This window comes from Azospirillum sp. NS33, from assembly GCF_059703765.1.
Genome location: NZ_BAAKJB010000054.1, coordinates 24,405 through 32,441, shown reverse-complemented (window position 1 = coordinate 32,441; position 8,037 = coordinate 24,405). Strand labels below are relative to the sequence as shown.

The 8,037-nt window shown below is 74.9% G+C and carries 5 protein-coding genes; 1 reads left to right on the top strand and 4 read right to left on the bottom strand.

Features of this window, described 5'->3' with window-relative positions:
• Positions 1–192: 192 nt before the first annotated feature.
• The 3 genes from AC6H2I_RS29060 to AC6H2I_RS29050 form a co-directional block, all read right to left on the bottom strand.
• Entirely contained in the window at positions 193–702 is a 510-nt protein-coding gene (locus tag AC6H2I_RS29060; RefSeq protein WP_497504280.1) for a pyridoxamine 5'-phosphate oxidase family protein, read from the bottom strand.
• 80 nt (positions 703–782) lie between these two features.
• On the bottom strand, positions 783–1,202 hold the full coding sequence (locus AC6H2I_RS29055) for a DUF1489 family protein (RefSeq protein WP_497504279.1): 420 nt from the start codon (positions 1,200–1,202) through the stop codon (positions 783–785).
• A 92-nt stretch (positions 1,203–1,294) separates the two neighbouring features.
• Positions 1,295–1,630, bottom strand: coding sequence for an acyl carrier protein (locus AC6H2I_RS29050; RefSeq protein WP_497504278.1), 336 nt, complete (start codon positions 1,628–1,630; stop codon positions 1,295–1,297).
• A 211-nt stretch (positions 1,631–1,841) separates the two neighbouring features.
• Between AC6H2I_RS29050 and AC6H2I_RS29045 the strand changes: the two genes are divergently transcribed.
• Complete coding sequence (locus tag AC6H2I_RS29045) at positions 1,842–7,256, top strand: AMP-binding protein (protein ID WP_497504277.1); 5,415 nt, start codon at positions 1,842–1,844, stop codon at positions 7,254–7,256.
• Here AC6H2I_RS29045 and AC6H2I_RS29040 read toward each other — a convergent pair.
• Positions 7,242–7,964: a tRNA-uridine aminocarboxypropyltransferase gene (locus AC6H2I_RS29040; protein ID WP_497504276.1), complete on the bottom strand. Its 723-nt coding sequence runs from the start codon at positions 7,962–7,964 to the stop codon at positions 7,242–7,244. The two genes, AC6H2I_RS29045 and AC6H2I_RS29040, sit on opposite strands and share 15 nt — an antisense overlap.
• Positions 7,965–8,037: the final 73 nt, after the last annotated feature.

The window sequence follows — 8,037 nt, the reverse complement described above, 5'->3', positions numbered from 1 at the left end:
CGTCCGTACCCCGTGGGGCTCTCACCCCGTCCCGACCCGCCGGCCAACCGGCCACCGCGTCGGTGGAGCGGTTTATAGGTCCCCCCACGCCAACCACGCAAGCGGTTTTTTCGCCCGCCGCCGATCTTTTTTCCGCCGCTCTTCCGACCGCCGGGCGGCGGTCCGCCGGTGGTCCGCCGGACCGGCCGGCCGTCAGCGGATGCGCAGGCTGTCGTGCTCCCCGGGCTGCGGCGGCCGGCCCGTCAGCTTCGCCTTCACGTAGCCGTAGGCGTGGACCATGGCAGACGACGGCGCGTCCCAACACTCCGCTCCGGTGACCGCCACCTGGATGAGGGCGATGTCCGGATCGTCCCTGCCGGCAGGGAACCATGCCGCCAGGGGCTCGCGCCACAGCTGGGCGATGCGGTCGCGGTCGCGCACCAGACGCGCCGCCCCGGACACGGAGACGTAGGTCTGGTGGTCAGGATCGGCGTAGGCCAGATTGACCGCGGCGTCCTCGGCGATCTCGTCGGCCTTGCCGGATTCGGCACGGGTGAAGAACCACAGGACGGCGTCGTCGAACCCGGCGTGGGTCAGGGTCGCCATCGGGCGCGACCGCAGGGTTCCGTCGCCATGGCGGGTGGTCATCATGGCCATCCGCAGGTCCTTGATGCGGTGCCAGAGGGTGGCGGCGGCGTCGTGGTCGGTGGCCGATGGTGTCATGGAAATGCCTCCTGCGCGGTGTCCCGGTCGGTGACCCGGTACGTACGAGGCGGGAGAACCGCTGGCGGCGGCGAGGGTTCCTACAGCAACCCCAATTCGCGCAGCTCGGCGGCGAGGTGGGGCGGCAGGTCGCCGCCGCCTTCGCCGAGATCGGCCGGCGCCCGGGCCGGATCCAGGTAGCGCCAGCCCTGGAACGGGCGGTGGGCGGTGGGGATGGTGGCGACCCGCCGCGGCTCCAGCAGGAGCCGGCAGAAGCCCTTGCCGTCGGCGTCGCGGGCGGTGTCGATGGCGAGCACGCACTGGCGCACCAGGACACTGCCGCGCACCACCCAGTAGAGCGACCCGCCGTCGACGATCTCCGCGGCGCGGCGCGGGTACTGGCGGGTGGTCAGGGGCACGACGGAGCGGCCGCCTTGGCTCTCGACCCGGCGGGCCTGGAGCGCGGCGAGGTGGTCGGGGTCGTCGACGCCGACGGCGAGCTTGATCAGGTGAAGGGGCATCGTGGGGTGACCGGGCGGGGCGGGACCGGGGGTCCCGGCTGGGCCCGGAACAATGGCGCCGGCGGCGGCCCGTGTCCAGGCCGCGCCCCCCGTCAGGCGGGGATCGGCGTGGTGGTGCGGCAGCGCGCCTCGAAGGCGTCGGTGACGAAATCGGGCTTCTTGTAGACGCCCTTCATCCAGCCCACCAGCATGCACAGGTCCTCGAGGTGGACGACCTCGTCCAACGTGTCGTCCGGGAACCGCACCGCGAACTCCTCGGCGATCGTCTCCAGCAGCCGGTCGAGCTGCTCGTCGGTGAGCCCGACCTCCTCCAGCACCGCCGTCCGTGTCAGGATCGTCTCGTCCACCCCGAAATCGTCGCGCATCAGCTTCACGATCCAGCGGAACAGCTGCATCCAGTTGCTGATGGACTCCGTCGAAAGCGACATCGAAGACCTCCCGTCTCTGGCGATGGACCGCACCGGCCCGGGTTTCCGGCGGCAGTTTTCCACGCAGGCGTTACGGAAGTGTTATCCGCAAATCCAAATGTCCCGGCCTCCCGGCGGCCGCGCGCTATACTGGCCGGGCCGGCGCCGCCCCCCGTCAACCGGGGACCGCCGGCCAAAGTCGAGCGGGCAGACGCCGCAAAGGGAGGACCGAATGACCGACCGCGCCGCCACCGGCGTGACCGAGCCGCCATTGCCGCACGACATCAGCGTCAACCCGATCCGCACCGGCGCGGACTGGCAGCGCCAGCGCGACGCCTGCGCCGCCGACCCCGGCGCCTTCCACGGCGCCATCGCCGCCGCCACCATCCACTGGTTCGACGGCGCGGCCTGGCTGATGCGGGACGGCGACGGGGTGTGGCGGGGATGGGATGCCACCACCGGCGCGCCGGCGGAGCGCACCGGCTGGTGCCCGTGGGACCGGGCGTTCGACGACACGGACGCGCCCTTCTACCGCTGGTTCTCGGGCGGGCGGACCAACGCCGCCTTCAACGAGGTCGACCGTCACGTGCTGGCCGGCCATGGCGCCGAGGTCGCCTGCTGGTACGAGGGCGACCGCTGGGACGCCGCCGCCAACGGCGGGCGCGGCGGGCCGGTGCACCACGCCGCGCTGACCCGGCGCGACCTGCTGTTGCGGTCGGTGCTCGCGGCCCGGGCGCTGCACGACCTCGGCCTCCGGCCCGGCGACCGCATCGCCTTGAACATGCCCAACATCCTCGACCAGATCGTCTGGACCGAGGCGGCCAAGCGCCTGGGGGTGATCTACACCCCGGTGTTCGGCGGCTTCTCCGACAAGACCCTGTCGGACCGCATCGAGAACGCCGGCGCCCGGGTGGTGATCACCGCCGACGGGGCGTCGCGCAACGCCGAGACCGTGCCGTTCAAGGAGGCCTACACCGATCCCGCGCTCGACCGCTTCCTCGCCCGGCCGACCGCGCTGGCCATCGTCGCCGCCGCACTGCGCCAGCGCGGCGAACCGGACGCCGAGGCGCTGACGGCGGCGGTGGCCGCGGCCCTGGCCGACGAGATCACGGTGGCCCCGGCCGACGTCATGCGCGCCCTCGGCCGCGCCCTCGACGCCCGTGCCGGCGACGCCCGTGCCGGCGACGCCCGTGCCGGCGACGCCCGCACCGGCGGTGGCGGCGCCGGCCGCGACCTCGCCGGCCTTCGCGCCGGCCTCGCCGAGGCGCTGGCCGCCGCGCCGCCGCGGGTGGAGCGGGTGGTGGTCGTGCGCCACGCCGGCCTGGCCGAGATCGCCTGGACCGAGGGGCGCGACGTGTGGGCCCACGACCTGCTGGACGCCGCCGCCGGGGCGGTGTGCGCCGCCGCCAGGGTGGACGGCCTCGACGCGCTGCGCGCCCTCGACGACCGGGCGCTCTGCGCCGCCCTGTGGCGGGCCGTGCCGTGCCGGCCGGTGGACGCGGAGTTCCCGCTGTTCGTGATCTACACCTCGGGCTCCACCGGCAAGCCCAAGGGGGTGGTGCACGTGCACGGCGGCTACGTCGCCGGCGTCGCCCACACCATGGCGGTGGCCTTCGACGCCCAGCCCGGGCGCGACGTCCTCTACGTGGTCGCCGACCCCGGCTGGATCACCGGCCAGAGCTATCTGATCACCGCGTCGCTGGCCGCGCGCATCCCCGGTATCGTCGCCGAGGGGGCGCCGGTGTTTCCCGACGCCGGGCGCTTCGCGTCGATCATCGAGCGGCACAAGGTCACCATCTTCAAGGCCGGCGTCACCTTCCTGAAGACGGTGATGGCGCACCCGGAGAACCGCGCCGACGTGGAGCGCCACGACCGGTCCTCGCTGCGCGTCGCCACCTTCTGCGCCGAGCCCACCAGCCCCGCCGTCCAGGCCTTCGGCATGGCGGTGGTGACGCCCCAGTACATCAACTCCTACTGGGCGACCGAACATGGCGGAATCGTCTGGACCCACCCCTACGGCAACCCCGACCTGCGCCTGCGCGCCGACGCCCGCACCTATCCGCTGCCCTGGGTGATGGGCGACGTGTGGGTGGCCGAGGGCGAACCCGACACGGCCGGCCGGGTGCGTCACCGCCCGGCCGCGCCGGACGAGAAGGGGGAGATCGTCATCACCGCCCCCTACCCCTACCTCGCCCGCACCCTCTGGGGCGACGCGGCGGCGGTCGGCCGCCCCGGCTGGAAGGGCGACGTGGAGCGTTTCACCCGCACCTATTTCGGCCGCTTCCGCGACGCCGCCGGGCGGCCCGCGTGGGTCTACCTGCAGGGCGACGTCGCACGCCGCCATGCCGACGGCGCGTTCAGCCTGCATGGCCGCTCCGACGACGTCATCAACGTGTCGGGCCACCGCATGGGGACCGAGGAGATCGAGGGCGCCATCCTGCGGGACAAGCAGGTGAACCCGGACAGCCCGGTCGGCAACGTCATCGTGGTGGGGGCGCCGCACCGCGAGAAGGGCCTGACCCCGGTCGCCTTCGTGCTGCCGGCCGGCGGCCGTGCCCTGACCGGCGACGACGAGCGCCGCCTCAAGGACCTGGTGCGCCAGGAGAAGGGGGCCGTCGCCGTCCCCTCCGACATCCTCGCCGTGCCGGCCTTCCCGGAGACCCGCTCGGGCAAGTACATGCGCCGCATCCTCACGGCGCTGATGACCGGCGAGCCGCTGGGCGACACCTCCACCCTGCGCAACCCCGACTGCCTGCCGGCGCTGGCCGCCACGGTGGCGGCGTGGACGCGCGGCCAGCGCCGCGCCGAGGAGCAGCGGCTGCTGGAGCACCAGCGCTTCCTCACCGTCCAGTACGACACCCTGGCCGACGGCGTGCGGATGGCCACCGTGACCATCGCCAACCCGCCGGTCAACGCGCTCTCCGACCGCCTGCTGGACGAGCTGGGCACGCTGGTCCACCACCTGGCGCGCCGCGCCGACGTGCGGGCGGTGGTGATCACCGGCGCCGGCGGACGCAGCTTCGTCGCCGGGGCGGACGTCCGCCAGCTTCTCGAGGACGTCCACGACGCGGACCAGGCGCGCGCGCTGCCGGCCAAGGCCCACGCCGTGTTCCGGGCGCTGGAGACGCTCGACAAGCCGGTGATCGCCGCCATCCGGGGCGTGGCGCTGGGCGGCGGCTGCGAGCTGGCGCTGGCCTGCCATGTCCGCGTCGCCGACCCGCGCGCCCGCCTCGGCCAGCCGGAGATCAACCTGTTCCTGCCGCCCGGCTACGGCGGCACCCAGCGCCTGCCACGCCTGCTGCTCCGCCACGACCCGGAGCACGGGATGGCGCGGGCGCTGGAGATCCTGCTGTCGGGGCGCAGCGTCGACGGCGAGACGGCGCTGGCCATCGGCCTGGTCGACCGGCTGGCCCGCGGCGCCGACGACGCGCTGACCCTGGCCAAGGCGATGGCGCGGGAATGGGCGCTGTCGCCCGGCCCCGCGCCGGTCCCCGCCACCCCCGCCCCGGCCGCGGAGGGGGTGGCCGCCCCGGCCGCGGAGGGGGTGGCGCGCCTGCTGCGCCAGGCCGGCGCGGTCGGCCGCGGGCCGGTCGCGCAGACCATCGTCCGGCTGGTGGAGACCGGCCTGCGCGACGGCTTCGACGCGGGCTGCGCGGCGGAGATCGACGCCTTCGCCCGCTTCCTCCTGGACGCCGAGGCCGGGGCGCGCAAGGGCATCGCGCTGTTCCTGGAGAAGCGGTCCCCGCCCCTGCCCGCCCGCCCGCGCACCGGCGGCGAGGGGCTGCCGATGGGCAGCCCGTTCGTCCCCGGCGCCACCCCGCTGCCGCGCTGGCAGGTCGCCCAGGCGGTGGTGCGCGACCCGGACACCGGCGCGGCGGCCCACGGCGCCCCCGCCACCGCGGAGGTGACGGTCACCATCCCCGTGCCCGAGCCCGGGCCGACCCAGGCGCTGCTGTACGTGCTGGCGTCGGAGGTCAACTACAACGACATCTGGGCGATCACCGGCATCCCCGTCTCGCTGTTCGACGAGCACGACGAGGACGTGCACGTCACCGGCTCCGGCGGCGTCGCCCTGGTGGTGCGCCTCGGCGCGGCGCTGCAGGCGGAGGGCCGGGTGCAGGTGGGCGACGTCGTCGCCGTCTACTCCGGCGTCTCGGACCTGATGGACCCGGCGGCGGGCCGCGACCCCATGGCCACCGCCTTCCACATCCAGGGCTACCAGTCGCCCGACGGCAGCCACCAGCAGTTCATGCTGGCCGACGGGCCGCAGCTCTTCCCACCCCCGCCGGGCCTGGCCCTGGAGCAGGCGGGCAGCTACATGCTGGCCGCCGGCACCGCCTACCGCGCCCTGGTCACCGCCCTCGACGCCCAGCCGGGGGCGCGGCTGCTGGTGGAGGGGGCGGCCGGCGGCACCGGCGCCTGGACGGTGGAGCTGGCGCTGGCGCGGCGCCTGTCCGTCACCGGCATGGTGTCCTCGCCGGCCCGCGCCGCGGCGCTGCACCGGCGCGGCGCCGGGTCGGTCGACCGCAGCGCCGTCGCCGCGGCCTTCACCCGGGTGCCCGCCGATCCCCAGGGCTGGGCCGCCTGGGCGGCGGCCGGCGCGCCCTTCCTCGCCGCGGTGCGCGCGGCCAACGGCGGCGCCCTGGTCGACCACGCCGTCAGCCACGCCGGCGAGACCAGCTTCCCCCGCTCCTTCCAGGCGCTGGCCGAGGGCGGCAGCCTGACCTTCTTCGGCGCCTCGTCGGGCTACCACATGACGTTCCTGGGCAAGCCCGGCGCGGCGGAGCCGGCGGCGATGCTGCGCCGGGCGCGGCTCGCCCCGGGGGAGTCGGCGCTGGTGTTCTACGGCGCCGGGGCGGTGGGCCTGCGCGACGACGTGGCCCTGGCGGCGATCGAGGCGGCGCGCGCCGCCGGGGCCCGGCTGTGCGTCGTCACCGACAGCGACGCCGAGCGCGACTTCGTGCTGTCGCTGGGCTACGGCGAAGCCCTGGCCGGCGCGGTGTCGCTGGCCGAGATCGCCCGGCGGGTGCCGCATTTCCGCTGGCCCGACACCATGCCGGACCTGCCCGACCCGCAGGCCGCGACGGCGGCCTTCAAGGAGGCGGTGCGCCGCTTCACCGAGGACACCTTCAAGCCGCTGGGCCAGGCGGTGGGCCGCGTGCTGCGCGCCGCCGACAACCCCCGGGGCATGCCCGACCTGGTGGTGGAGCGGGCGCGGCGCGACACCCTGGCGGTGTCGACCATGCTGGTGGCGCCGCACACCGGGCGGGTGGTCTATTGCGGCGATATGGCCGGAGACGACGGGCGGGGCCGGCGCTACAGCTTCTACGCCCCCCAGGTGTGGATGCGCCAGCGCCGCATCCTGATGCCGACGGCCGCCATCATCGGCACCCACCTGTGCAACGCCGCGGAGATCGTCGCCTTGAACCGGATCATCGCGGCCGGGGCGGTCCGGGTGCCGCCGGTCCACCTCGGCGCCTGGGAGACCCTGCCGGCCCTCCACCAGGCGATGTGGGAGAACCGCCTGCCCGAGCTGACCGGCGGAGCGGCCAAGGCGGTGGTCAACCACGCCCTGCCCGAACCCGGCCTGACCTCGCGCGACGCGCTGCTGGTGGCCTGGGCCGCCCGGGCGTCAGGAGGAGGCTGAGTCCGGCGGGGCCGGGTCGGCGTCCGGGGCCGCCGGCCGGCCGGGCGGCCGCGGGCGCGACGCCCGCGTCTTCGCCAGCAGCAGGGCGAACGGCTTGACCATGCGCTCGAACAGCGCCGGCTCGCCCTCCAGGCGGGACAGCGTGAAGGCCGCCGCCTCCAGGGTCGACACGCTCTCGCGCCGCGGTTCGCGCCGCGCCTGGCCGTAGAGCGAGCGGACCTGCGGGTTCAGCACCAGGCGCCGGCATTTCAGCAGCCAGGGGTTGCGCCACCACAGGGTCTTGGCCTGGCTCCAGGTCCCGTCCAGCAGGATGATCCCTTCGAGGTCGGCCAGCAGCATGGCGCTGTCGGGCAGCGGCTTGCCGGACTTGTCGACGACGGCGATCTCCTCGCGCCGCTCCGTCCCGGCCTGCTTGGCCGCGCCGAGGTAGAGCACGCCCCAGCGCCGGGGGTCGGCGTCGCGGCCGAGGATGCGCTTCAGCCCGGGCCAGGACAGGCCCACCTTGACCACCGCGTTCTTGAGCTGGAGCCGGGTGATCTGCGCCGTGCCCAGCACCTCCCGCTTCTCCTGCGGGTGCTCGAGGATGATCACGCCGATCCGGTTGTCGACGGGGTCGATGGCCTCGCACACGCACAGGTGCCGCGGTTTTAGGCAGATGGCACAGGATTCGGCAGAGGTCGGCGCAGAGGTCGGCGCGGGGATTGGCATGGTGCTCTCGGCAGGGCGCGGGTCGGAGGCACTATGGTGCGGAACGCCGCGGATTGGAACCGCGGCGTCGCGT

What these genes read in the sequence shown, in the direction of transcription:
- AC6H2I_RS29060 (WP_497504280.1), bottom strand. Translation starts at nt 702, where the DNA reads ATGACACCATCGGCCACCGACCACGACGCCGCCGCCACCCTCTGGCAC.
- AC6H2I_RS29045 (WP_497504277.1), top strand. Translation starts at nt 1,842, where the DNA reads ATGACCGACCGCGCCGCCACCGGCGTGACCGAGCCGCCATTGCCGCAC.
- AC6H2I_RS29055 (WP_497504279.1), bottom strand. Translation starts at nt 1,202, where the DNA reads ATGCCCCTTCACCTGATCAAGCTCGCCGTCGGCGTCGACGACCCCGAC.
- AC6H2I_RS29040 (WP_497504276.1), bottom strand. Translation starts at nt 7,964, where the DNA reads ATGCCAATCCCCGCGCCGACCTCTGCGCCGACCTCTGCCGAATCCTGT.
- AC6H2I_RS29050 (WP_497504278.1), bottom strand. Translation starts at nt 1,630, where the DNA reads ATGTCGCTTTCGACGGAGTCCATCAGCAACTGGATGCAGCTGTTCCGC.